Below are 23,029 nucleotides of genomic sequence, written 5' to 3' on the forward strand. Positions count from 1 at the left end.
TGCGCGGCCCGGTCCTCGTGCGCCGGGGCTCAGGACCCGGCGACGACCGCGGCGAAACGCCGGGCCACCTCGCGCCAGACCGCCTCGGCGGCAGGCTCGTCGAGTTCCGCCCGGCGGGAGAGCTCCACCGGGTCCAGCCCCCGGGCCCCGAGCCTGGCCGCGTCCCACGACCTGACCCGGTCCGCCGTCGCCTCGGGGTGGAACTGCACGCCCCACGCCCGCTCGCCGACCCTGAACGCCTGGTACGGGCACCCCTCGCTCGACACGAGCCACGCCGCGCCGGGCGGCAGTGCGGTGACGGCGTCCACGTGGTGCTCGATCGCCGTCACCCGCTCCGGCAGCCCGCCGAAGAGCGGATCGGCACCGGCCTCGGCGCGCACCGTCAACGGGGTGCTGCCGAACTCCGGCCGGCCGTGCTCACCGCGCACCGTGCCCCCGGCGACCCGGGCGAGGAGCTGCCCGCCGAGGCAGATCCCGAAGACCGGGTCACCCCGGTCCACCGCCTCGGCGACCAGGGCCCGGGTGGGCGCGAGCCAGGGGGCACGCACGTCGTCGTCGGGCAGGTAGCCACCGCCGAGCACCATGACGCCGTCGTGCTCCGGACGCCGGGGGAGGGCCCCTCCGGCGTACGCGTGCACCACGTCCAGGGACACCCCGTCCGCGGTCAGCCAGTCACCGAACCGGCCCGCCCCACCGCCCCGATGGTTCTGCACCACCAAGAGCCGCGCCATCTCCCCACCCCGCCTCACCTCGTCCGGACCCGGCGTCGCGCCGGCTCAGCGGCGCGCCAGGTACAGGGCCACGGCCTTGTGCAGCACCCTGTTCAGTGGATACTCCCACTCGCCGAGGTACTCGACGGCCTGTCCGCCCGCGCCGACCTTGAACCGGAGCAGTCCCAGCAGGTGGTTGTCCTCGTCCAGGGTGTCGGTGATGCCGCGGAAGTCGTACACAGCCGCGCCCAGTTCACGGGCGTCGCACATCATCCGCCACTGGAGGGCGTTGTTGGGCTGCACCTCGCGCCGCCGGCCGGTGGACGCGCCGTAGGAGTACCAGACGTGCTCGCCGACCGTCAGCATCGTGGCCGCGGCGAGCACCTCCCCGTCGTGATGGGCGAGGTACAGACGCATGCGGTCCGGGTCCTCGGCCGTCAGCGCCTGCCACATACGCTGGAAGTAGGCGAGGGGACGCGGCGCGAACCGGTCCCGTCGCGCGGTCTCCACGTACAGCTCGTAGAAGACGGGCAGGTCCTCCTGGTCGCCCCGGACGACCTTGACACCGGCCTTGTCGGCCTTCTTGATGTTCCGCCGCCACTGCTGGTTGAAGCCGTTCTGCAGTTGCTCCAGGGACCGTCCGGCGAGCGGCACCTGGCAGACGTGGCGCGGCTGGCCCGCGGCGAAGCCGTCCGCGCCGCCCGGCTCGGTGCGCCGCCAGCCCATCCGCCGCAGCCGCTCGGCGAGGGCGTCGGCCCCCGGTTCGTGCTCGGTCGCCTCCACGTCGCCCAGCCGCCGGGCCTCCGGGTCGGCGATCGCCGCCTTGACCGCCTCGGCGCTCCAGCGGCGCGCCACCACCGGCGGCCCCATCCGCACCGTGAACGCGCCGCGCCCTCGCAGATGCGCGAGCATCGGCTCCAGCCACCGCTCCAGACCGTCCGCCGTCCAGTCGATGACCGGCCCCTCGGGCAGATACGCCAGGTACCGCTTCAGGCGCGGCAGTGGCCGCAGCAGCACAAGGCCGGCGCCGACCAGCTCGCCGCCCTCGTCGAACCATCCCAGGCTCTCCGCCCGCCAGTCCGGCTTCACGTCGCCCCAGGAGGGGACTTGGAGGTGGCTCACGGAAGGCCGGGCCGCGACGAAGCGCAGATGCTCCTCGCGGGTGATCGGCTTCAGACGACAGCTCATGGGGTGTCCCTCTGTTCGCTTCGTTCGACGGTGCGACGGTGCGGCTGCTCAGGGGTGAGGCGGCCGGGACGCGGGCGCGCTCGCCGGCCCGCACACCTCACAGGGAACAACGACGGACGCCGATCCGCGCGCTGTCGTCCGCCCGGCCACCCGGGTGCTCCGTCCGGCGCGCGGGGCCGCCCACCGGATGGCAGCGTGGCGGGACCGGGCGGTGCGACGGGCACGGACGGGACGGACGGAGCGGAGGCCATGGCGCGGGCGATCTGGACGGGTGTGATCACCTTCGGGCTGGTCTCGGTACCCGTCGGTCTGTTCACGGCGACCGAGGACCACACGGTGCACTTCCACCAGTTGCAGCGGGGCACCTCGGACCGGATCCGCAACCGGCGGGTCAACGAGCGCACCGGCAAGGAGGTCGACGCCGACGACATCGTCAAGGGCTACGAGGTGAGCGAGGGCGAATACGTCGTCGTGCAGCCCGAGGAACTCGACGAGATCGCGCCGGGACGCTCCCGCACCCTCGAGATCACCGACTTCGTGGACCTGGACCGGATCGAGCCGGTCTACTTCGGCCGCACCTACTACCTCGCCCCGCGCGGCAAGGAGTACCTCAAGGTCTACGAGCTGCTGCGCACCGCGCTCGCCGACACCGGCAAGGCCGGGGTCGCCACCTTCGTCATGCGCAACCGGCAGTACCTGACCGCGCTGCGCGCCGAGGACAGGGTCCTGCTGCTCCAGACGCTGCACTGGGCCGACGAGGTCCGCGACCCCGTCGAGGAGCTTCCGGAACTGCCGTCCGACCGGGTGGGCCGCGGCAAGGAGCTGGACATGGCGCTGCGTCTCGTCGACGCCCTCAGCGGCGACTGGGAACCCGCCCGCTATCGCGACACCTACCAGGACAAGGTCCGCGAGCTGGTCCGGGCCAAGGCCGAGGGCGAGGAGGTCGCCGTCGCCGAGGAGGCGCCCGGGGCCACCAACGTCGTCGACCTGATGGAGGTCCTGCGCGGCAGCCTGGAGCAGGCGAAGGGCGCGGGCACGGGCGGCAAGCGGTCCGCTGCGTCGCGGAAGAAGGCCACCGAGCCCTCCCGCCGGACCCCGGCCGAGCGGGGCGGGCTGCGGGAGCTGAGCAAGGCCGAGCTGTACCGGCGGGCCACCGAACAGGGCATCGCCGGCCGTTCGAAGATGAGCCGCCAGGAACTCGTCGACGCGCTCACCGACCGCGACCACGGCCGCGGCAGGGGGACCGGCAGCGGCAGCCGCGGCCGCCGGAAGAAGACGACGACCGCGGCCTGAGACCCGAGCCCCGCTCAGGTGGTGCTGAGCATGCCTTCCCGCAGCCGGGCCAGCAGCCGGGAGATCAGCCGGGACACATGCATCTGGGAGACGCCGAGGCGTTCGCCGATGTCCTTCTGGGTGAGTTCCTCGACGAACCGCCAGTGGATGATCTGCCGGTCGCGTTCGTCCAGCTCGGCGATCATCGGGGCCAGGGCGTGGAAGTCGTCGACCAGGGCCAGGGCGGCGTCGTCGGCGCCGATGAAGTCGGCGAGCGCCGACTCGCCGTCCTCGCTGCCGTTGATGGCCGCGTCCAGGGAGGCGGAGTTGTAGCCGTTGGCCGCGAGACGGGCCTCGACGACCTCGTCCTCCGGCAGGCTCATCAGCTCCGACAGCTCCGCGGTGGTGGGGGTGCGGCCGAGCCGGCTGCGCAGTTCCTCGGTGGCGCGGGCGAGCTGGACGCGTGCCTCCTGGAGGCGCCGGGGCACGTGCACGGCCCAGGAGGTGTCCCGGAAGAACCGCTTGATCTCCCCGACGATGTACGGCACGGCGAAGGAGGTGAACTCGACCTCTCGGGTCAGTTCGAACCGGTCGATGGCCTTGATGAGGCCGATCATGCCGACCTGGACGATGTCCTCCATCTCCTCCGGGCCACGGCTGCGGAAGCGGCCGGCCGCGAAGCGGACCAGGGACATGTTCATCTCGATCAGCGTGTTGCGTGCGTACTGGTGCTCGGGCGTGCCCTCCTCCAGCACGGTGAGCTGCTCGAAGAACAGCTTCGACAACTCCCGCGCGTCCCTGGGCGCCACCTTGGACGGGTCCGCGATCTCCGGCATGTCCGTCGTGGCATGGTCGGTGGCTCGCGCGGTCGTCGTCGTCATGATGTGCCCTCCCGGTGGATCGGTCGTCGTTGTCACCTTGTCGGCCGACGACCGATCGCCTACCCCGGGTCAAGCACCGCACACCTGCCGGAGCGCCGCAACTCTCCGCGCGGGTTCCGGACCCGGCCTCAGACGCCCAGGTAGAAGCGGACCGCGGTGCCCTCGTCGGTCGTGTGAACCCGCACCAGATCGGCGACGTAGTGGACGAGCAGGAGGCCGCGGCCACCGATCTGCCCGTGCTCCGGGGGCCGTCGGCCGACGAGCGGATCCGTGAGCCGCCCCGCGTCGCGGACCTCGCACACCACCTGACCCGCCTCGGCCCAGACCGCCACCGTTCCGCTGCCGCCGCCGTGGACCACGCTGTTGGTGGTCAGCTCGGCCACCGCCAGTTCCGCGTCCTGCAGCCGCTGCCCGGACAGTCCGAGCGAGGCGGCCAGACCGACCGCGAAGCGGCGGGCCTCGGGCAGCTCCCCGGACCCGAAGGCCAGGACGGCGGCGTCGGGAGCGCGCCCGAGCGGTTCGTTGTAACGGGCCACGACCGCCGGCCAGTCGTACCCCTCACTGATCCGCTCACTCCCCTCCGTGATGACCGTCGGGTGGGTGACCAGGGCGTCGGCCAGGACGTCCGCGGCCAGCCGGGTCTCGTCGTACGGGCACAGGATCGTCGCCCGGCGGCCCGCGAAGGCCGCGTTGATCAACGCCTCGTGCTGGGCGCACGCCGGATACTCGGCGGCGCTGCGCCCGGCCCAGACCGGCTCGCCGACGATCCGGACCCGTACCCGCGGGTGCGCGTCGGCGAACGCCCTCAGCACGCCCGGGATGATCCGCCCCGGATTGCGTCCGGCCTCGGTCATGTCCAGGAAGGTGACGTCCCGCGCGTCGCTGCCCAGTCCCGCCCGGACCAGCTCCAGGTTGGGGCCGGGCACGGCCACCGCCACCGGCTCGCCCGCGGCCAGCCCCTCCCGCACGAACGCCGCCGTCCGGTCGGTGTACTCGGTCTCCGAACGGTAGAACAGCGCCGGATGGATGAATGCCTCGTCGGCGGTCGCCGTGCTCATCGTGGCGCCACCTCGATCCGGTGCAGGGACGGCCAGAACAGGTCCAGTACCCGCGGCAGCTGCGGCGGCGGCCGCTCCACCACGACGCGGCCGACGGGCAGGTTCATGGCCGTGACGGCCAGTGCCGCCACCCCGGCCACGTCGACGAACCGCACCGCCGACAGTTCCACGTAGGACACGTCCGTGTGCCGCCGGGACAGCTCGGTCAGGGCGTTCTCCCAGGAGAGTCTGGTGCTCACGCCGATCTCACCACTGGCCCGGATGCCCGGACGGCCGGACAGCGGACCCACGTCCAGCAGGACACCGCCGCCCGTGCGGGCCGGGCCGCCCGCGGCGCCTGTGCCATCCACACTCGATCCCCTTCGGAACTTCGCCGGGCATACGCCGGCTGCCCGGGCACGTCTTCCGACCAGGCAGCCTATCCCGATCGGGGCGTCGTACGCCGGTGAGGGGACAAACTGGCGACAGTCGGGCGGATCGGGGAACAAGGCAGAGTGAGTGCGTCCTCGGAAGGTCGGAAGGGAAGACTGGGCATGTTTGAAGCCGAGAACATTCGTGACTGGCGTGGCCTCGACGTCGTCGACTACGACGGCCGCAAGATCGGGACCCTGGAGTCCATCTACTTCGACACCCTCACCGACCGGCCCGCGTTCGCCACGGTCACGATCGGTCTGCCGACCCGTCGGCGGCTCGTCTTCGTGCCGGTGGACAAGGCCACGGTCGGACCGTCCTACCTCAAGGTCACCTACGACAAGTCCCTGGTCAAGGACGCACCCGGCATCGACCCGGACGGTGAGCTGGCCGCCGAGGACGAGGGTGCGGTCTTCGCCCACTACCACCTGCCCCACGAGCCGGGCAGCCGCGGCGAACGCCGTCTCGGCCGCCGCTGAACCCCGTGGGCGGTGCCCGGTCCGCGCGGACCGGGCACCACCGCCGCGCGGCGCGGGCACCGCCACCGCGGGCCCGGGCGGTCCGGCTACGCGACTTCCGCGCCGCGTGCCGCCGCCTCCGTCTCGGATGTCGCGCTGCCCGTCGCGAGGGCGCCGCCGGCGCTCTCGAGATGCGCCCGCACGAACCACTGGAACTGCTCCAGGTCCCTGAGCTGACCGATCAGAAGGTCCTCGGTGGCCGGGTCGATCTTGCCGGCCTCCTCGACCGCCGCGCGCATGCCCTCGACCACGCCGGTGTACACGACGTCGAGCGCGCCGAGATGGGCGATGGCGTCCGCCCGTCCGATGGAGTAGTCGTCCCACTTCCGCTCGGCCACCAGCGCCCCGGGCGTGCCCTGGGCCACCCCGCCGAGCGCGGCGATGCGCTCCGCGACGTCGTCGGCCATGTCGCGCACCTGGTCGACCTGGGGATCGATCATCTCGTGGACCGCGATGAAGTGCGGACCCACGACGTTCCAGTGCACGTGCTTGAGGGTCAGGTGCAGGTCGTTGAGGGCGTGCAGGCGCAGCCGCAGCACACCGATCAGCCGTCCGGCGGCCTCGCGCTCGATGCCGGGGACCGTGTACTTCGGGGTCAGGTCGTGCGTCATGGCGGACCTCAGCTCCTCATGCGTTTCGTACGTCATTGCTCGTGCACGAATGCCCCGTATCGGCTCAGGCAGACATGCGCGGGCAGGTCCGGGATCAGGACGGCGGGGCCGGGAGCGGCATCGCGTCGAGGGCGCGCGCCGCGTGCACCAGATTGGACGCCATGGCGCGGCCGGTGGAGACCGACCAGTCGTGGCCGCGCTCGTCGTCGAGGAAGTCCGGACCGGGTCCCGGGCCGAGGTGCCAGTAGGTCCAGGCCTGGCCGGGAATGGTGTAGCCGATGTCCGCGAGGCCGCCGCCGATCTCGCTGATGACGTGGTGGGCACCGTCCTCGTTCCCGGTGACCAGGACACCGGCGACGCGGTTGTACGCGACCGGACGGCCCTCGTCGTCGGTCTCACCGAGCATGGCGTCCATGCGTTCCAGGACCCGCTGGGCCACGGAGGAGGGGCGGCCGAGCCAGGTCGGCGACGCGATGACCAGGATCTGCGAGGCCAGCAGCTTCTCGTGCACGCCCGGCCAGTCGTCCCCGTCGCCCATGTCGGTCTCGACCCCCGGTTTCAGGTTCAGGTCGACGGCCCGTACGACGTCCACCTCCGCCCCGTGGCCCTTGAGCGCCGCGATGACCGTGGCGGCCAGCGCCTCGGTGTTCGACGGCTGGGGGGAGGGTTTGAGAGTGCAGTTGATCACGAGTGCGCGCATGCCCACCCGGGTTCCCCGGCGGGCCTGACGCTACCGTCGGCCGTATGGCTGACGAGTCCTTCCGGCATCCGCGGCTCGCCGCGCTCTACGACGTGCTCGACACCGACCGCGGCGACCTCGTCCCGTATCTGCTCATGGCCGGCGAGTTCGGGGCGCGGAGCGTGCTGGACATCGGCTGCGGAACCGGGGTGTTCGCCCTGCTGCTGGCCGACCGCGGCCTCGAGGTCGTCGGCGTCGACCCGGCCGGGGCCAGTCTCGACGTGGCGCGAGGCCGCGAGGGCGCCGACCGGGTGCGCTGGATCGAGGGCGACGCCACCTCGCTTCCCGCGCTGCGCGTCGACCTCGCGACCATGACGGCGAACGTCGCCCAGGCGATCACCGGCCGGTCCGCCTGGCAGGGGACGCTGCGCGGCGCGTACGAGGCCCTGCGACCCGGCGGGCACCTGGTGTTCGAGACCCGGGACCCGGCCCGGCGCGCCTGGGAGGAGTGGACCCGCGAGCACACCCACCAGGTCGTGGAGGTCCCCGGTACGGGCACCGTCGAGAGCTGGTGCCGGCTGCTGGACGTGAGCGGCCCGCTGGTCACCTTCCGGTGGACCTACGTCTTCGGCGCGGACGGCGCGGTGCTGACCTCCGACTCGACGCTGCGCTTCCGGGAGCGGGACGAGGTCGCGGCCGACCTGGCCGAACAGGGGTACGTGGTGCAGGAGGTGCGCGGGGCCCTCGACCGCGCGGGGCGGGAGTTCGTCTTCGTCGCGCGGCGTCCGCAGGCGGCGGGGGCCTGACGCCGTCCGCACCGGAAGACCTCCCGAAACCGGCAGCCAACGCCGCCCGCTCACTGCCCGGCCGCCCCCGTGACCCGGCACCCTCCGGGCGGCCATGCTCGCCGCATGGCCCGTTTCCAGCACACCGTGACCCTCGCCCCCGTACCCCGCCGCTGGTTCGAGTCGTGCGTCGCCGCGCTGCACGACCTGGCGGAGGGCACGGACGCCGAAGGAGGGCGGCTGACGCTGCCCGACGGACGTCCGCTGCCCGGCCTGGTGCTGGCGGAGGGGCGGCATCCGGAGCCGGGCGCGCGGTACCGGCCCGTGAACGAGGAGGACGGGGAACCGGACGCGGACCAGTGCCTCACCGTCCTCGCCCGGGACCGCCGCGGGGAGACGGCGCTGGAGGTCGTCACCCACGACGACGACCCGGACCACCCCGCGCGACTGGTCTGCGCCCTCGGGCTCACCAGCGTCGAACGGCCACGGGAGGCGTGGCTGACGGCGACGCTGCACTCGGCCGGAGGCAAGCGCGCGAAGTACCTGGGCGGCACCGGGCGCCTGCGCCTCGACCTCGGCCGGTGGTGGCAGGCGACGAGCCACGGCCGGCACTCTGCCCGCGCCCCCCTGGGCGGAACCCTGACGCACGCGCTCGTCCGCGTCTCGGTGACCGTCGTTCCACGCCCCGCCCCGGACGGACGCTGGCGGGTGACCGTGAAGGCACGGATCAGGGGCCGCTCCTTCGCCCGCCCGCTGCTGCCCCTCGCCGCGGCGGTGCTGGGGCGCCGCGCCCGGCGGGCCGGTGCCGAGGCGCTGGAGCGGGCCGCGGTGGCGTGGAACGCACAGGTCCCCGCACTGGTCCGCAAGGACGGCGAGCGACTGAGCGCCGAACTGGCCGACGCGCTGCTCGGTCCCTGAACCGGCGCCGGGCGTTCGCACGCGCGGTAGCGCGCGGAGGGCGCACATGAGAATCGAGTGAGCCCTGTACGCGCCCCCTTCGCGGTACGGACAATCCCAGTGACCGTGATCACCCGGCGGAAGACGCGGTGTCGTCCGGCCGCCGACTCCCGGGAAGCAGGTCGATCGTCATGCTCTTGCGTCAGCCCACCACCGTGACCGAAGCGCAGGAGTGCATGGCGCAGGGCGCGGTGCCCGTCGGCGGGGCCACGCTCGTGTGGGCCACCTGGCAACGCGACGGGTTCCCGGAACTGGCCATGTCGCTGCGCGGACTGCCGGAGGCGACCGCCGTCGAACCCGAGTCGCTGGGCGCGGCCGTGGTGCTGCACCGCATAGACGACCGGGTGCCCGAGGTGCTGCGCCGGGCGGCGGGCTCGGTCGGCACCGGAGCCGTACGCCGGACGGCGACGGTCGGCGGCAACCTCGTCGGCAGCAGCCTGCGCTGCCTGCTGCCCGCGGCCCTCGTGCTGGACGCCCGCGCCACGGCGCTGGGCCCGGACCGCCCCTACGAGACCGATCTGGCCGAGGTGATGGCGAAGCGTCACCTGCTGCTCGGCCTGCGCTGGCGCACGCCGCTGGCCAGCGGCTACCGCAAGGAGCCCGCCGAAGCCGGCGGTCCGCCGCCCCTGGTGGTGGCCACCGCCGTGCACGCCGACGGCGAGGGCGGGCTCCGGCTGCGCGTCGCCGTGCGCGACGGCTACGACGTGCTGAGCGGGACCACCGGGTGCGGCACGGACGCCGAGGAGACCTTCGACGCCCTGGGGCGGACGGACATCGGCGCGCTGCCCGCCGGGGCCCGGGACGTGGTGCGCGAGCAGGTCGCCGGCATCCTGGGCCCCCTCGCCGACCGCTGAACCGGCGGCCGGCTCCGTCCGTCCGCGTCAGCCGTTGGCCAGGGCCTTGACCCGGTCCAGCGCGCCGTTGAACTTGTCGTGGTCCCCGACGGTCGGCCCGGACGAGGTGTACTGCCACATCGTGTGGAAGTCCCAGCCGGCCGGGAGCGTCCCCGCGGTCGAGGCGTACCGGGCGATCCACAGCGGGTTGTTCGCACCGAAGCCGCTGTAGTTCCCGGTGCACTGGGTCCACCAGTTGGTGGAGGTGTAGACGGCGGCGTGCCGGCCGGTGCGCTGCTTGTACCGGTCCAGGAAGGCCCGGATCCAGCTGACCATCTGACTGTGCGTCCGTCCGTAGCAGGTGGCCCCGTACGGGTTGTACTCGATGTCGAGGACACCCGGCAGCGTCTTGCCGTCCTTGGACCAGGCGCCGCCGTGATCGACGAAGTAGTCGGCCTGGGCGGCGCCGCCCGAGGTGTCCGGGGTCGCGAAGTGGTACGCGCCGCGGATCATGCCGGCGTCGTACGAACCGCCGTACTGCTGGGCGAAGTACGGGTTCCGGTAGGAGGTCCCCTCGGTGGCCTTCACATAGGCCCACTTCACGCCGCTCTTCCAGAGGGTCGACCAGGCGACGTTGCCCTGGTGGCTGGAGACGTCCACCCCCTCGGTCTGGGCGACGCGGGTGCCGACCGGGCGGCCCCGGACACCTTCGTGGGCGAGGACACCGGTGCCCATGTGGGCGGTGCCACGAGCGGGCGTCCTGGTGTCGTCGGCGGAGGCCGTGGCCGGAACGGCGGCCAGGGTCAGCAGGAGTGACTGGGCGGCGAGGATGACGCCTGAGGTGAGCAGGCGTGAGTGGCGTTGAGCCACGGCTATGGGTCTGCGCATGGCACCCATCCGAACCGCAGTCGGGCCGCACCGCATCCCACAGTCGCCCAGACGGTGTTGGGGGCGGTCTCAGACCGAGGCCCCGGAGACGGGCACGGCCTGTCCGGTGACCCGTGTGCGCGGATCGCGCGGACCCACCTCGATCAGCAGTTCGCTGGTCCGGCCCATGTCCTCGCCCTGGCGGACGGCGATCGTGGCCGGGCCGGTGACCAGGCCCAGTTCGCGCAGGTACCCGCCGAACGCCGCGGCCGCCGCACCCGTCGCCGGGTCCTCCACGACGCCGCCGACGGGGAACGGGTTGCGGGCGTGATAGAGCCCGGCCGACTCGCGCCACACCAGGTCCACCGTCGTCCAGCCGTAGCGCCGCATGACCTCGGCGAGCGCGTCGAAGTCGTAGTCGAGGTCGGCCAGCCGCGCCCGGGAGGCCGCGGCGAGCACCAGGTGGTCGTTCCCCCCGAACGCCACGTGGGCGGGCAGGGCGGGATCCAGGTCGGCCGCCGTCCAGCCGAGCGCTCCCAGCGCGGCGTCGCGTTCGGCGGGCAGCGCCGGGCGCGAACGCGTCGGCACGCTGGTGAGGGTGGCCCGCACCGCTCCGGTCCCGTCGACCGCCGTGGACACCGGGATCTCACCGGCGGGCGTGTCCAGGACGACCTCGCCGGGACCCAGCCGCTCGGCGAGGGCGACGGCCAGCGCCACCGTCGCGTGCCCGCAGAACGCCACCTCGGCCAGCGGACTGAAGTAGCGGACCCGGAACCGCCGTCGCTCCGCGTCGCCGCCGGTCACGAACGCGGTCTCGGAGTAGCCCACCTCGGCGGCGATCGCGAGCATCGCCGGGTCGTCCAGCCCGGACGCGTCGAGGACCACTCCGGCCGGGTTGCCGCCCGCCGGGTCGTCGGTGAAGGCCGAGTAGCGCAGGATCTCTGTCGTCATGGCGGACACGCTGCCAGCCGCCCGCCGATCGTGTCCAACGATCGTTCGTGATCTCCTCCATCGGCACACCACATACCCTGGCTCCGTGGACACCCGACTGCTGACGACCTTCACCGTGCTCGCCCGCACCGGCGGCTTCACCGCCGCCGCGGCCGAACTGCACCTGGCCCAGTCCACCGTCACCGTGCACATCCGCACCCTGGAACGGGACCTCGGCGTGCGGCTCTTCGACCGCCTGCCCACCGGAGCGCTGCTCACCGACGCCGGCCGCCGCCTCCTGGAACGGGCCGAGGAGGTGCTCGACGCCGTGGCGCGGCTGCGGGCCGGGAGTGCGGAGGCCGGCGCCGTGTCGGGCCGGGTGGTGATCGGCAGCCCGGAGTCCCTGTGCGCGAGCCGTCTGCCGGGACTGGTCGCCGCGCTGCGCACGAGCCACCCCGAGGTGGACGTCCACCTGTACGCGGCCGGGACCCGGGAGTGCGTCGAGGGGCTGCGGTCGGGACGCCTCGACCTGGCCCTGCTGCTGGAGGAGGAGACGGAGTTCCCCGACGTGACGTCGGAGCCGGTCGGCCGCGAGCCGCTCGCCCTGGTCGCCGCTCCCGGACACCCGCTGGCCGCCCGGGAGCGCGCGGCGAGCTGGCCGGAACTCGCCGAGGAGAGCTTCTTCCTGCTGGAGGAGGGCTGCTCCTACAGCGACGCGCTGGCCCGTCGGCTGCTCGCGGTGCCGGGCACCAGGCCCCGGCTGACCAGGTTCGGCAGCGTCGACGCGGCGCGCAACTGCGTCGCGGCCGGGCTGGGGATCACGCTGCTGCCGCTCACCACGGTGACGGAGGAACTCCGCCGCGGGCGCCTGGTACGGGTGGAGGGACCCGGCTTCCCCGCCGCACCGGTACGGCTGGCCCGGCACCGCAGGCGCTGGACGGCACCCGCCGCGCGGGAGGTCGCCCGGGTGCTCGTCCGTCATCTGGGCGACTGACCGCCGCTCGCCCGGGGCCGACCCGAGGCGTCGGCCCGGAGCACCTGCCCCGGGCGGAAAGCGACACCTGCCCCAGGCAGAACGCCAGTACCACATCGCTGAGTTCGATCGGCGAGATGTCGGGAAAGTTCGCTCCTCGGTGGGGTCTGCGGCCGGTCCGGCATGCGCGGTCAACCCGCTGACTAGCATGAGCCGCAAGCCCGCCGGAGTGATCACCATTGGCCGGTGGCCCGGCTCCGGCCCGCGGTCGACCCAGGTCGACCGGCCCTTTCCCCGCTCTCAAGGACCCGAGGGACCGCGGAATGTCAGTGTCTGCACCCCCCACCCCGACCCGGACGCAGAAACCTCACCGCTCCACCCCAGCCGTCCCCCTGCTCGTGCTGCCGGCCGCCGCCGCGGCCGCCGGTGCCGCCTGGGCGGCCGCTCCCGAGACCGCCCGGAGCTGGACCGCGACCCTCGCCGTGACGTCCTGGCTGTGCGTCGCCGTCTCCGTCGTCCTCGGCTCCCACCTGGTCGGACGGGCGCGCCGGACCGCGGCGGCCCGGCGGACGGAGATCAGCGCCCTCAAGGCCCAGCTCGCACAGGAGAACGCCGGGCTGGTGCACCTGGTCAACGTCGCGTTACCGGGTATCGCGCAGCAGGTGCGCGACGGCACCGGCGCGGACGAGGCCGTCGCCAACACCGCTCCCTCCTCCGGGCCGCACCTGCGCCAGGTCGTCCAGAGCTTCGCCGTCCTGGTGGAGGACGCGGTGCGGCAGGCCGCGGACGCCGAGTCCCGGCGGCAGCAGGCACTGGGGGAGACGCGCCGGGGCGTCGCCGAGCTGGAACACCTGACCAACAGCACGCTGCCCGCCGCCGTGGGGAAGCTGCGGGACGGCACCTCGGCGGAGATCGTCCTCGCCGAACTGGACTGGCCACGCGGAGCACAGGCCCGTGCCTGCGCCGAGCTGTTCGTCCGGGAACTGGCCCACAGCGAACGGCGTACCGCCGCCGCGCAGGCCGCCTCCGCCAAGTCCCTCAGCCGCGTCCAGGCCAAGGCCGTCGGCATGCTCGCCGACCTGAGGGACATGCAGGATCGTCACGGCGAGGAGGTCCTCGGCGATCTGCTGCGCCTGGACCACAGCACCTCGCAGCTCGGCCTCATCACCGACCGGCTGGCCCTCCTGATGGGCGGACGCTCCAGCCGGGCCTGGAACAGACCCATCGTGATGGAGAGCATCCTGCGCGGCGCCGTCGGCCGGATCGCCGCCTATCAGCGGGTGCGGATGCACTGCTCCACCGACGCCGCCATCTCCGGCTACGCGGCCGAGGGCGTCATGCACCTGCTGGCCGAACTCATGGACAACGCCGCCAACTTCTCGCCGCCCATCGACGAGGTCCACGTCTACGTGGAGGAACGTACCGCCGGAATCGTCGTCACCATCGAGGACAGCGGCCTGAAGATGGCCGACGCCGCCATGCGCCACGCCGAACAGGCGGTGTCGGGGCGGACGAACGACCTGGCCTCGCTGCAGGGCACCCGCCTCGGCCTCGCCGTGGTGGGACGGCTGGCCGCCAAGTACGGCGTCGGCGTGAGCTACCGGCCCTCCTCGCGCGGCGGCACCGGCGTCGTCGTCCTGGTGCCGCCCCAGCTGCTGGCCCAGCAGCGGGACCCCGGGCCCGTCCTCACCGGCCGCACCTTCGGCGGCGGTGCCCCCACCGTCCCGGGCCCCGCCCCGGCCGCGGAGGCCCCGGCGTACCCGCGGCGGGTCCCGGACGTCCGGCCGGTGGAGCGGACCGTCCTGCCCGAACAGGCGGTGCGCCCCGGTCCCGCGACCGCCACGCCGGGCGGCCTGCCCATGCGCTCCCCGGGCCGCACGATGGCCGAGGCGGAGGCCGAGCGGGAACGCCGCGAGAACCACCGGCCGCCCGTCGACCCGGCGGCGTCCGCCTCCCGCGACGCCGGGGCCAGCTTCGGCGCCTTCCACCGGGGGCGCCGGTCCGGGGCGTCCGGCGGCCCGTCGGAGTCCGAACCGCCCGCCCCGGGCTAGGCGCCGGGCAGGACCGCGCCCCCTCGCACAGCACCCGCATCGCACCCGCAGCACGCCCCCCCCGGCGCGCACCGGTGCTCCTCGCCCCACCGCTCGTGTCGCTCGTGAGATTGGAGGAACGGGCCGGTGACCGCAACACCAGGAACCACCGTCCCCGCACCCATCATGCAGACCACCGACAACAGCCTCACCTGGCTCCTGCAGAACCTCCTGGACCGCACCCCCGGTACCCGCCACGCCCTCGTCCTCTCCCGCGACGGCCTCAGGCTCTGCTGGACCGAACACCTCACCCTGGACCGGGCCGACCAGCTCGCCGCGATCTGCTCGGGCATCCAGGCCCTCGCCCAGGGCGCCTCCGTCGAGTTCGGCAACGGCACCGGCGGCGTGCGGCACTCCATGACCGAGTTCCACGGCGGGCTGCTGTTCATCGTGGAGGCGGGCGAGGGCGCGCACCTGGCCGTCGTCGCGGTGGAGGACGCCGACCCCGGCGTCGTCGGCCACCAGATGACCGAGCTGGTCGAGCAGATCGGTGAACACCTGAGGGCCGAGCCGCGGCACGCCGTCCCCGGGGGCAGCTCCTCGTGACGCGCAGGCCCGTGGACACCGGCGCACCCGACCGGCTCTACACGGTCACGGGCGGGCGCAGCCGTGCCGACGACTCCTTCGACCTCGTCACCCTGGTCGTCGCCGAGTGCGGGCCGTCGGCCGGCATGCAGTCGGAGCACGTCCGCATCCTCGACCTGTGCCGGCACCCCACGGCCGTGGTGGAACTCGCCGCCGAACTGGCCCTGCCGATCACGGTGGTGCGCATCCTGCTCGGCGACCTGCTCGCCACCGGAAGCATCACCGCGCGCCACCCGCGCCTGGGGCAGACCGCCGCGTCCCACCCCGATACCGCCCTGCTCCAGGAGGTGCTCCATGGGCTCCGCAACCTCTGACCCGACCGCCTCCGGCTCCACCACGACCTCCGGCCGCACGCCCCTGACCGACGCCGCGGAGACCGGACTGAAGATCGTCGTCGTGGGCGGCTTCGGAGTCGGCAAGACCACCCTCGTCCGCTCCGTCAGCGAGATCCGGCCGCTCAACACCGAAGAGGTCATGACCCAGGCCGGGGTCGGCGTCGACGAGACCGGCGGGGTCACGTCGAAGACCACCACCACCGTGGCCTTCGACTTCGGCCGGATCAGCCTCAACGACCGCATGGTGCTGTACCTGTTCGGCGCCCCGGGCCAGGAACGCTTCTGGTTCGTGTGGGACCGGCTGTTCTCCGGCACCCTCGGCGCGGTCGTCCTGGTCGACACCCGCCGGATGGACGACTCCTGGTACGCGATAGACCGGCTGGAACACCACCGCACCCCGTTCGTGGTGGCCGTCAACCGCTTCGACGACGACACCGCCCGGCACTCCCTGGACGAGATCCGGCTGGCCCTCGCGCTGCCCGACCACGTGCCGCTGATCGACTGCGACGCGCGGGTGCGGACCTCGGGCAAGCACGTGCTGGTCACCCTCGTGGACCACCTCTACCAACTGGCCCTGGCCCAGGAGAGCGCATCGTGACCGACATCGACCCGTCACCCCACCCCGTCGCCGCACCGGGCTGCCCCGTCCACCTGGACGCCGTGCCGTTGGCCGGACTGGAGTACCAGCAGACGCCGTCGGAGCTGTACCGAGGTCTGCGGGCCGAACACGGCGCCGTCGCGCCCGTGCTCCTGGACGGCGGCATCCCCGCCTGGCTGGTCCTCGGCTACCCCGAGGTCAGCTATGTGACCAGTCACGACGAGCTGTTCGCCCGGGACTCGCGCCGCTGGAACCAGTGGGGCAGCATCCCGCCCGACTGGCCCCTGCTGCCCTACGTCGGCCACCAGCCGTCGGTCCTGTTCACCGAGGGCGAGGAGCACCGGCGGCGGGCCGGCGTCATCACCCAGGCACTGGCGGGCATCGACCAGTTCGAACTGGCCCGGGACTGCAGGCACCTCGCCGACCGGCTCATCGCCGCCTTCGCCGGAAGCGGCCGGGCCGAGCTGATGAGCGGCTACGCGCACCCCCTGCCGATGCGCGCCGCCGTCCGCATGTGCGGGATGCCGCACACCGGCGTCGAGACCCGGCAACTCGTCGAGGACCTGCGCATCTCCCTGGACGCGGCCGAGGGAGACGACCCGGTCGCCGCCTACACGCGCGTGGGAGAGCGCATCCACCAACTGGTCCGCCACAAGCGCGAGCGCCCGGGCCCCGACGTCACCTCCCGCATGCTCACACACCCGGCGGGACTGACCGACGAGGAGATCGTCCAGGACCTCATCTCCGTCATCGCCGCCGCCCAGCAGCCCACCGCCAACTGGATCGGCAACACGCTCCGCCTGCTGCTCACCGACGAACGCTTCGCCCTGAACGTCTCCGGCGGCCGCCTCAGCGTGGGGGAGGCCCTCAACGAGGTGCTGTGGCTGGACACACCCACGCAGAACTTCATCGGACGCTGGGCCGTCAACGACACCCAGCTGGGCGGCCGGCACATCCGGGCCGGCGACTGCCTGGTGCTCGGCTTCGCCGCGGCCAACACCGATCCGCAGCTGTGGCCCGAGGCCCACGTCGGCGCCGAGAACTCCGCGCACCTGTCCTTCAGCAACGGCGAACACCGGTGCCCCTACCCGGCACCCCTGCTCGCCGACGTCGTCGCCCGCACCGCGGTCGAGACCCTGCTGGAGCGCCTCCCCGACCTCGTACTCGCCCTCGAGCCCGGGGAGTTGACCTGGCGTCCGTCCATCTGGATGCGCGGCCTGACCGCCCTGCCCGCGCTCTTCACACCCGTCGTGGCCTGAGAACCGGCGTGCGGTACCTCAGGCCGCGGGTGTGAAGCGGACCGGCAGCGACTGCGGGCCCCGGGTGAACACGCCCCGCTCCACCACCTCGAAGCCGTCCTCCGTCCGCAGGCCGGGCAGCGCGTCCAGGAGCTGCCCGACCCCGATCTCGACCTCCGCCTTCGCCAGCAGGGCGCCGACGCAGAAGTGCCGGCCGAGCGCGAAGGCGAGGTGGTCGGCGGCGGCCGAGAAGGCGGTCGTCGTGGTCAGGTCGTCGCGCATGATGTCGAAGCGGTCCGGGTCGCGGTAGCGCGTCTCGTCCCGGTTGGCCGCTCCTATCAGGCAGGTGACGGTGGCACCGGCCGGTATCGTGCCGCCGCTGAGCGTGACGTCGGTCGCCGTCTGACGCATGATCATGTGGACCGGCGGGGTGTAGCGCAGCGTCTCGGCGAAGGCGCGGGGGATCAGGCTCCGGTCCTCGCGCACGGCCGCCAACTGCTCCGGATGGGCCAGCAGGTTGGCGAAGATGCCGGCGATCGCCTTGTCGGTGGTCTCGCCGCCCGCCGCGAGCAGCAGACTGCAGAACGCCTTGATGTCCTCGTCGCTCATCCGGACGCCGTCCACCTCGGCGGCGCACAGCGTGGACAGCAGGTCGTCGCCCGGGTTCTCACGACGCTCCCGGATGACCGGGATCATGTACTCGGCGAACTCCGTCCGGGTGCGCGCACCGGCCGCCGCGACCTCCTGGTCGCCGGAGAGGTTGCCGAGGAAGGCGATGACCGACGTGTACCAGCCGTGGAAGCGGTCGTGGTCGGCCTTGTCCAGGCCCAGCATGTCCGCGATGACGTTGACGGGGAACCGGGTCGCGTAGTCGGCGACCAGATCGGCGCGGCCGGTGTGCCGGAACGCGTCGATCAGCTCACGGGAGTTGCGCTCGATGACCGGCAGGAACCGCTCCTGGAGGTCGGCCCCGCGGAAGGCCGGGGCGACCAGGGCGCGCCGGACCGCGTGCTCCCGGCCGCTCAGCTGGAGGATCGTCCGGCCGTGCACGGGCTCGATCTGCCAGTCGTAGTTCTCCGTCGTGAACTGACCGGCGCGGTCCTTGAAGACGCGTTCCACGTCCTCGTAGCGCGAGACGATCCAGCTCTGGGTGGCCTCGTGCCGGATGAGGGGAGCGCTGTCCCGCATCGTCCGGTAGGCCGGGTACGGGTTCGCCGCGAACTCGGGGGAGAGGATGTCGGGGACCTGCTGCGCGGTGGACATGGGACTCCTCGGTCGACAACGCCATGGCCGCACCAGGCTATTGACGAGGCGTCGGCTCCGACAGACCGCGCGTCCGGACCGTTGCCGCCGGGTCAGGCCTCGCCGTCCACCGAGGCGCGCAGCCGTGCGCCGGCCATCCGCATGTGCTCGGCCATCGCCCGGTCCGCGGCCTCCGGATCACGGGCCCGGATGGCCTGGAGCACCGCGTCGTGCTCGCACAACGTGCCGCTGACGGTGCCCTCGATGTCGCTGACGCGCTCCATCCAGACCTGGAGCAGCGCCCGGATGCTGTGCAGGATGTCGCTGAGCACGGTGTTGCGGGCGATGCGGGCCGTCTCCAGGTGGAAGGCGATGTCGGCGTCGATGAACGCCGTGACGTCCCCGCCCGCGTCGCGCATGTGCTGGAGGTGTTCCTCCAGCCTGGCCACGTCCGCGTCGGTGGCCCGCTCCGCCGCGAGCCGGGCCGACACGCCCTCCATGTGGGTGCGGACCTCGACCAGGTCCCGCGTGCGCCGCTGGCCCAGCATCAGGCCCCAGTTGATCGCCCGGGGCAGGAACTCCGAGGTGCCCTCGCGCACGTAGGACCCCGAGCCGGGGCGGATCTCGATGATCCCGAGGACGTCCAGGGCCGACAGGGCACCGCGCACGCTGGACCGCGCCACGCCCAGGGCCTCGGCCAGCTGCCGCTCGGCGGGCAGCCGGGTGCCGGGCCGGATGTCACCGGCCGAGAGGTGGTCGAGGAGCCGCTTGGCGACCTCGCTGACGGACGACTCGCGCACCACGGGGCGCAGCAGCCGTGCGAGGTCGGGCGCGTCGGCGGAGCTGTGCTGATCAGGCTGACTGGTCACGGTCACCAGTCAACCAGATGCCGTACGCACCCCGCTGACCAGGCAGTTCATCTCCCTCTCGGTCGCGTTTTGTCAAGAGTTGGGCCGACGGTGGATCTATGACGCTCACCACACTGGTAAATTGGTGACCAATTTGGATCGGAGGCTTAGCGTGAAGGCGAACCGGTCGGCCGCCCCCGTGGCGGACCACCCGGAGTGACCCAACCCGGACGGAGCTGTCCGGGCGAGCCGAGGAGTCGCCCATGGGTGCCCAAGCGCCATCCGCGGCAGTCGAGAGAACTGCCATCAAGAAGGTCTCAGTCCGCCTCGTCCCCTTCGTGGCGCTGATGTTCTTCGTGAACTACCTGGACCGCACGGCCGTCTCGTTCGCCGAACCGAACGGCATGGGACAGGACCTCGCCCTGACCGCCGCCCAGTTCGGCTTCGCGTCCGGGATCTTCTTCCTCGGCTACATCGTGCTCGAGGTCCCCAGCAACATGGCCCTGCACCGCTTCGGGGCCCGCCGCTGGCTGGCCAGGATCATGGTGACCTGGGGCATCGTCTCCCTGCTGTTCACCTGGGTCAGCAGCAGCGGCCAGCTCTACACGCTGCGCTTCCTGCTCGGCGTCGCCGAGGCCGGGTTCTTCCCCGGCGCGATCCTCTTCCTCAGCCAGTGGGTGCCCTCCCGCCACCGCACCAAGATCCTCGGCCTGTTCTACCTCGCCCAGCCGCTGACCACCGTCTTCGGCGCCCCGCTGGCGGGCTGGCTGATCGGCCGGCACGGGCTCTTCGGCCTGGAGGGCTGGCGGGTGATGTTCCTGTTCGTCTCGCTGCCCGCGATCGTCCTGGGCGTCGTCGCCTGGTTCTACCTGATCGACAAGCCCGCCGACGCCAAGTGGCTCACCCCCGCCGAGCGCGACTGGCTGACCACGGAACTCGCCGCCGAGAACGCCCAGAAGACCGGCCACGAGGGCAAGCACGCCAAGGGCGACCTCAGGAAGGCCTTCGGCAGCGGACGGGTCTGGACCCTCGCCGCCGTCTACTTCGGCTTCGTCTACGGCCTGTACGCCCTCGCCTTCTTCCTGCCGACGATCATCAACGGCTTCCAGGACCAGTACGACACCACGTTCAGCGTCATGGACAAGGCCTGGATCACCGCCATCCCGTACCTGCCCGCCGCGATCGTCCTCTTCTTCTGGACCCGGCACGCCACCCGTCACGGCACCCGCACCTGGCACGTGGCAGGCCCGGCCGTCGTCGGCGGCGTGTCCATCCCCCTCGCGCTCTACATGGGGTCCCCGACCGCCACCGTCGCGGTGATCACCGTGACCGCCTGTGCCATCTTCGCCGCCCTGCCCGTCTTCTGGTCGGTGCCCTCCCGCTTCCTGACCGGAGCCGCCGCCGCGGCCGGCATCGCCCTGATCAACACCGCGGGCAACGTCGCCGGATTCGCCTCCAGCTACATCACCGGCTGGCTCAAGGACTGGAGCGGCGCCTACTACGTACCGCTCTACCTCGTCGGCTTCTTCATGCTGCTGTCCGCCGCGCTGATGATCCTGCTCGCCGCCCGCAACGGCACCGGCGAGCCCGCCACCGCCCCCGAACCCCAGGCCGAGGAGGCCCTGCGATGACCCGCCTGTTCAACGACCCGGCCGCCTTCGCCGACGAGGCGCTGGAGGGCTTCACCGCCGCGCACCGGCGCTGGGTCCGGCCGGTCACCGGCGGCGTCGTCCGGGCCACCGCCACCCCGGCCGGCCAGGTCGCCGTGGTGATCGGCGGCGGTTCCGGCCACTACCCCGCGTTCTCCGGCCTGGTCGGCCGCGGTCTGGCACACGGCGCGGCCGTCGGGAACGTCTTCGCCTCGCCCTCCGCCCGGCAGATCCACTCCGTGGCCACCGCCGCGCACGGGGGCGGGGGAGTCCTGCTGATGTACGGCAACTACGCCGGTGACGTCCTGCACTTCGGACAGGCCGCCGAGCGACTCGCCGCCGACGGCATCGAGACCCGGACGTTCGCCGTCGCCGACGACATCTCCAGCGCGGGCCCCGACGAATCCGCCAAGCGCCGCGGCATAGCCGGTGACCTGCCCGTCTTCAAGGCGGCGGCCGCCGCGGCCGAGCAGGGCCTGCCCCTGGAGGAGGTGCTGCGCGTCGCCGAACGGGCGGGCGTCCGCACCCGCTCCTTCGGCATCGCCTTCTCCGGCTGCACCCTGCCCGGCGCCGACCATCCCCTGTTCACCGTGCCCGAGGCCCGGATGGCCGTGGGCCTCGGCATCCACGGCGAGCCCGGCATCGGCGAGGAGGCCCTGCCCACCGCCGACGAGGCGGCCCTGCTGCTCGTCGAGACACTGCTCAAGGAACTCCCCGACGACGTCGCCGACCCGGCGGGCCGGCGCGCCGCCGTGATTCTCAACGGCCTCGGCTCGGTCAAGTACGAGGAGCTGTTCGTCGTCTACCGCAAGGTCGCCGCCCTGCTCGGCGACGCCGGTGTGGAGATCGTCGACCCGGAGGTCGGCGAACTGGTCACCAGCTTCGACATGGCCGGCATCTCGCTGACGCTGACCTGGCTGGACGACCGGCTGGAGGAGCTGTGGCGGGCCCCGGCCGACACGCCCGCCTACCGCAAGGGCGCCCTCGGCGACCCGGAGCCCGACCGGGACCGGGCGGCCGCGACCGCCGCGGGCCAGGACACGGCCGCGGCCCAGGACACCGCCGTGTCCGACGCGGCCGCCTCCGGCACCACGGCCGTACCCGTCGCCTCGGACGCCTCCCGCCGGGCCGCCGGCACCGTCCTGGCCGCGCTGGACGCGGTGGCCCGAGTCGTCGACGCCCACGCCGGCGAACTCGGCCGGATCGACGCCGTGGCGGGCGACGGCGACCACGGCATCGGCATGCGGCGCGGCTCCAGCGCGGCGCACCGGGCCGCCCACGACGCCCACCGGGTCGGCGCGGGCGCCGGAACCGTCCTCACCCGCGCCGCCGACGACTGGGCCGACAAGGCGGGCGGCACCTCCGGCGCCCTGTGGGGCACGATCCTGCGCTCACTCGGCACGGCCCTCGGCGACCGGGACGCCCCCGACGCCGCCCGCGTCGCCGAAGGGGTCACGGAGGCCTCCGCCGCCGTACGCAGACTGGGCGGGGCCGAGGTCGGCGACAAGACCATGGTCGACGTCCTGGTCCCCTTCGCCGACGCGCTGGCCGCCGCCACGGCCGAGGGCCTGCCCCTCGCCGAGGCCTGGGACCGCGCCGCCACCACCGCCACCGCGGCCGCCGCCGGGACCGCCGACCTGCTGCCCCGCCGGGGCCGGGCCCGCCCGCACGCCGAGAAGTCCCTCGGCACCCCCGACGCGGGCGCCCACTCCCTCGCCCTGATCACCCGCGCCGTCCACGGCGCACTGCTCGACCACCACTGAGGAAAGCC

The 23,029-nt window shown here is 73.1% G+C and carries 24 protein-coding genes; 13 read left to right on the forward strand and 11 right to left on the reverse strand.

Annotated elements, in window-relative coordinates:
- Nucleotides 1-29: 29 nt before the first annotated feature.
- Together R2E43_RS36115 and femY are read right to left on the reverse strand one after the other, a co-directional pair.
- Nucleotides 30-731 carry a type 1 glutamine amidotransferase gene (locus R2E43_RS36115; RefSeq protein ID WP_003978258.1) on the reverse strand — a complete coding sequence of 234 codons (702 nt, stop codon included), beginning with the start codon at nt 729-731 and terminating at the stop codon, nt 30-32.
- A 45-nt stretch (nt 732-776) separates the two neighbouring features.
- Entirely contained in the window at nt 777-1,898 is a 1,122-nt protein-coding gene (gene femY, locus R2E43_RS36120) for a peptidoglycan bridge formation glycyltransferase FemY (RefSeq protein WP_003978259.1), read from the reverse strand.
- Nucleotides 1,899-2,147: 249 nt separating this feature from the next.
- On the opposite strand from femY, the gene ku reads away from it, so the two are divergent.
- Entirely contained in the window at nt 2,148-3,191 is a 1,044-nt protein-coding gene (gene ku, locus R2E43_RS36125; protein WP_011027236.1) for a non-homologous end joining protein Ku, read from the forward strand.
- 14 nt (nt 3,192-3,205) lie between these two features.
- Here ku and R2E43_RS36130 read toward each other — a convergent pair whose 3' ends face one another.
- The 3 genes from R2E43_RS36130 to R2E43_RS36140 all read right to left on the reverse strand — a co-directional run bounded on the left by R2E43_RS36130 (nt 3,206) and on the right by R2E43_RS36140 (nt 5,459).
- A complete protein-coding gene (locus R2E43_RS36130) occupies nt 3,206-4,051 on the reverse strand; it encodes an RNA polymerase sigma factor SigF (RefSeq protein ID WP_003978261.1) in 846 nt (281 codons plus the stop codon).
- A 128-nt stretch (nt 4,052-4,179) separates the two neighbouring features.
- Nucleotides 4,180-5,109 carry an anti-sigma factor RsbA family regulatory protein gene (locus tag R2E43_RS36135; RefSeq protein WP_030862799.1) on the reverse strand — a complete coding sequence of 310 codons (930 nt, stop codon included), beginning with the start codon at nt 5,107-5,109 and terminating at the stop codon, nt 4,180-4,182.
- Nucleotides 5,106-5,459, reverse strand: a complete 354-nt coding sequence (locus R2E43_RS36140; RefSeq protein ID WP_003978263.1) for an STAS domain-containing protein — start codon at nt 5,457-5,459, stop codon at nt 5,106-5,108. Before R2E43_RS36140 ends, R2E43_RS36135 begins: the two co-directional genes overlap by 4 nt.
- A gap of 183 nt (nt 5,460-5,642) precedes the next feature.
- Here R2E43_RS36140 and R2E43_RS36145 point away from each other — a divergent pair, with 183 nt between their 5' ends.
- Nucleotides 5,643-5,999, forward strand: coding sequence for a PRC-barrel domain-containing protein (locus tag R2E43_RS36145; RefSeq protein WP_003978264.1), 357 nt, complete (start codon nt 5,643-5,645; stop codon nt 5,997-5,999).
- A gap of 86 nt (nt 6,000-6,085) precedes the next feature.
- Here the strand turns inward: R2E43_RS36145 and R2E43_RS36150 are convergent, their stop codons facing one another.
- Nucleotides 6,086-6,649, reverse strand: a complete 564-nt coding sequence (locus R2E43_RS36150; RefSeq protein WP_011027232.1) for a Dps family protein — start codon at nt 6,647-6,649, stop codon at nt 6,086-6,088.
- Between the two features lie 94 nt (nt 6,650-6,743).
- Nucleotides 6,744-7,349, reverse strand: coding sequence for a flavodoxin family protein (locus R2E43_RS36155; RefSeq protein WP_030862793.1), 606 nt, complete (start codon nt 7,347-7,349; stop codon nt 6,744-6,746).
- Nucleotides 7,350-7,393: 44 nt separating this feature from the next.
- On the opposite strand from R2E43_RS36155, the gene R2E43_RS36160 reads away from it, so the two are divergent.
- From R2E43_RS36160 to R2E43_RS36170, 3 genes are all read left to right on the forward strand, one after another.
- On the forward strand, nt 7,394-8,134 hold the full coding sequence (locus tag R2E43_RS36160) for a class I SAM-dependent methyltransferase (protein ID WP_011027230.1): 741 nt from the start codon (nt 7,394-7,396) through the stop codon (nt 8,132-8,134).
- A 105-nt stretch (nt 8,135-8,239) separates the two neighbouring features.
- Nucleotides 8,240-9,031, forward strand: a complete 792-nt coding sequence (locus tag R2E43_RS36165; RefSeq protein WP_202492401.1) for a hypothetical protein — start codon at nt 8,240-8,242, stop codon at nt 9,029-9,031.
- 170 nt (nt 9,032-9,201) lie between these two features.
- Nucleotides 9,202-9,924, forward strand: coding sequence for an FAD binding domain-containing protein (locus R2E43_RS36170; RefSeq protein ID WP_003978269.1), 723 nt, complete (start codon nt 9,202-9,204; stop codon nt 9,922-9,924).
- 27 nt (nt 9,925-9,951) lie between these two features.
- On the opposite strand, the gene R2E43_RS36175 is transcribed toward R2E43_RS36170, so the two are convergent.
- Nucleotides 9,952-10,791, reverse strand: coding sequence for a lysozyme (locus R2E43_RS36175; protein ID WP_265695680.1), 840 nt, complete (start codon nt 10,789-10,791; stop codon nt 9,952-9,954).
- A 69-nt stretch (nt 10,792-10,860) separates the two neighbouring features.
- Entirely contained in the window at nt 10,861-11,721 is an 861-nt protein-coding gene (locus tag R2E43_RS36180; protein ID WP_173668695.1) for a PhzF family phenazine biosynthesis isomerase, read from the reverse strand.
- An 85-nt stretch (nt 11,722-11,806) separates the two neighbouring features.
- Here R2E43_RS36180 and R2E43_RS36185 point away from each other — a divergent pair, with 85 nt between their 5' ends.
- From R2E43_RS36185 to R2E43_RS36210, 6 genes are all read left to right on the forward strand, one after another.
- Entirely contained in the window at nt 11,807-12,694 is an 888-nt protein-coding gene (locus R2E43_RS36185; protein ID WP_030862781.1) for a LysR family transcriptional regulator, read from the forward strand.
- A gap of 302 nt (nt 12,695-12,996) precedes the next feature.
- Entirely contained in the window at nt 12,997-14,724 is a 1,728-nt protein-coding gene (locus R2E43_RS36190) for a sensor histidine kinase (RefSeq protein WP_011027225.1), read from the forward strand.
- 165 nt (nt 14,725-14,889) lie between these two features.
- Nucleotides 14,890-15,309, forward strand: coding sequence for a roadblock/LC7 domain-containing protein (locus R2E43_RS36195; RefSeq protein ID WP_003978274.1), 420 nt, complete (start codon nt 14,890-14,892; stop codon nt 15,307-15,309).
- The gene (locus R2E43_RS36200) at nt 15,306-15,662 is read left to right on the forward strand and encodes a DUF742 domain-containing protein (RefSeq protein ID WP_003978275.1); all 357 of its coding nucleotides are present in this window, start codon (nt 15,306-15,308) and stop codon (nt 15,660-15,662) included. Before R2E43_RS36195 ends, R2E43_RS36200 begins: the two co-directional genes overlap by 4 nt.
- Nucleotides 15,643-16,281, forward strand: coding sequence for a GTP-binding protein (locus R2E43_RS36205; protein ID WP_332056984.1), 639 nt, complete (start codon nt 15,643-15,645; stop codon nt 16,279-16,281). The genes R2E43_RS36200 and R2E43_RS36205 overlap by 20 nt, the downstream gene beginning before the upstream one ends.
- Nucleotides 16,278-17,540, forward strand: coding sequence for a cytochrome P450 (locus tag R2E43_RS36210; RefSeq protein ID WP_332056985.1), 1,263 nt, complete (start codon nt 16,278-16,280; stop codon nt 17,538-17,540). The genes R2E43_RS36205 and R2E43_RS36210 overlap by 4 nt, the downstream gene beginning before the upstream one ends.
- A gap of 18 nt (nt 17,541-17,558) precedes the next feature.
- Here the strand turns inward: R2E43_RS36210 and R2E43_RS36215 are convergent, their stop codons facing one another.
- A complete protein-coding gene (locus R2E43_RS36215; RefSeq protein ID WP_011027220.1) occupies nt 17,559-18,782 on the reverse strand; it encodes a cytochrome P450 in 1,224 nt (407 codons plus the stop codon).
- A 92-nt stretch (nt 18,783-18,874) separates the two neighbouring features.
- Nucleotides 18,875-19,636, reverse strand: coding sequence for a FadR/GntR family transcriptional regulator (locus R2E43_RS36220; protein WP_030862765.1), 762 nt, complete (start codon nt 19,634-19,636; stop codon nt 18,875-18,877).
- Nucleotides 19,637-19,872: 236 nt separating this feature from the next.
- On the opposite strand from R2E43_RS36220, the gene R2E43_RS36225 reads away from it, so the two are divergent.
- The gene (locus R2E43_RS36225; RefSeq protein ID WP_003978280.1) at nt 19,873-21,240 is read left to right on the forward strand and encodes an MFS transporter; all 1,368 of its coding nucleotides are present in this window, start codon (nt 19,873-19,875) and stop codon (nt 21,238-21,240) included.
- Nucleotides 21,237-23,021, forward strand: a complete 1,785-nt coding sequence (locus R2E43_RS36230) for a dihydroxyacetone kinase family protein (protein WP_332056986.1) — start codon at nt 21,237-21,239, stop codon at nt 23,019-23,021. Before R2E43_RS36225 ends, R2E43_RS36230 begins: the two co-directional genes overlap by 4 nt.
- Nucleotides 23,022-23,029: the final 8 nt, after the last annotated feature.

It is taken from the genome of Streptomyces violaceoruber (assembly GCF_033406955.1).
GTDB lineage: Bacteria > Actinomycetota > Actinomycetes > Streptomycetales > Streptomycetaceae > Streptomyces > Streptomyces violaceoruber.

Excerpts from the sequence above, each read along its gene's own strand:
- R2E43_RS36160 (WP_011027230.1), top strand. The coding sequence starts at position 7,394 with ATGGCTGACGAGTCCTTCCGGCATCCGCGGCTCGCCGCGCTCTACGAC.
- R2E43_RS36165 (WP_202492401.1), top strand. The coding sequence starts at position 8,240 with ATGGCCCGTTTCCAGCACACCGTGACCCTCGCCCCCGTACCCCGCCGC.
- R2E43_RS36215 (WP_011027220.1), bottom strand. The coding sequence starts at position 18,782 with ATGTCCACCGCGCAGCAGGTCCCCGACATCCTCTCCCCCGAGTTCGCG.
- R2E43_RS36195 (WP_003978274.1), top strand. The coding sequence starts at position 14,890 with ATGCAGACCACCGACAACAGCCTCACCTGGCTCCTGCAGAACCTCCTG.
- R2E43_RS36150 (WP_011027232.1), bottom strand. The coding sequence starts at position 6,649 with ATGACGCACGACCTGACCCCGAAGTACACGGTCCCCGGCATCGAGCGC.
- R2E43_RS36180 (WP_173668695.1), bottom strand. The coding sequence starts at position 11,721 with ATGACGACAGAGATCCTGCGCTACTCGGCCTTCACCGACGACCCGGCG.
- femY (WP_003978259.1), bottom strand. The coding sequence starts at position 1,898 with ATGAGCTGTCGTCTGAAGCCGATCACCCGCGAGGAGCATCTGCGCTTC.
- R2E43_RS36155 (WP_030862793.1), bottom strand. The coding sequence starts at position 7,349 with ATGCGCGCACTCGTGATCAACTGCACTCTCAAACCCTCCCCCCAGCCG.
- R2E43_RS36135 (WP_030862799.1), bottom strand. The coding sequence starts at position 5,109 with ATGAGCACGGCGACCGCCGACGAGGCATTCATCCATCCGGCGCTGTTC.
- R2E43_RS36145 (WP_003978264.1), top strand. The coding sequence starts at position 5,643 with ATGTTTGAAGCCGAGAACATTCGTGACTGGCGTGGCCTCGACGTCGTC.
- R2E43_RS36115 (WP_003978258.1), bottom strand. The coding sequence starts at position 731 with ATGGCGCGGCTCTTGGTGGTGCAGAACCATCGGGGCGGTGGGGCGGGC.
- R2E43_RS36230 (WP_332056986.1), top strand. The coding sequence starts at position 21,237 with ATGACCCGCCTGTTCAACGACCCGGCCGCCTTCGCCGACGAGGCGCTG.
- R2E43_RS36190 (WP_011027225.1), top strand. The coding sequence starts at position 12,997 with ATGTCAGTGTCTGCACCCCCCACCCCGACCCGGACGCAGAAACCTCAC.
- R2E43_RS36205 (WP_332056984.1), top strand. The coding sequence starts at position 15,643 with ATGGGCTCCGCAACCTCTGACCCGACCGCCTCCGGCTCCACCACGACC.
- R2E43_RS36225 (WP_003978280.1), top strand. The coding sequence starts at position 19,873 with ATGGGTGCCCAAGCGCCATCCGCGGCAGTCGAGAGAACTGCCATCAAG.
- R2E43_RS36170 (WP_003978269.1), top strand. The coding sequence starts at position 9,202 with ATGCTCTTGCGTCAGCCCACCACCGTGACCGAAGCGCAGGAGTGCATG.
- ku (WP_011027236.1), top strand. The coding sequence starts at position 2,148 with ATGGCGCGGGCGATCTGGACGGGTGTGATCACCTTCGGGCTGGTCTCG.
- R2E43_RS36175 (WP_265695680.1), bottom strand. The coding sequence starts at position 10,791 with ATGCGCAGACCCATAGCCGTGGCTCAACGCCACTCACGCCTGCTCACC.
- R2E43_RS36130 (WP_003978261.1), bottom strand. The coding sequence starts at position 4,051 with ATGACGACGACGACCGCGCGAGCCACCGACCATGCCACGACGGACATG.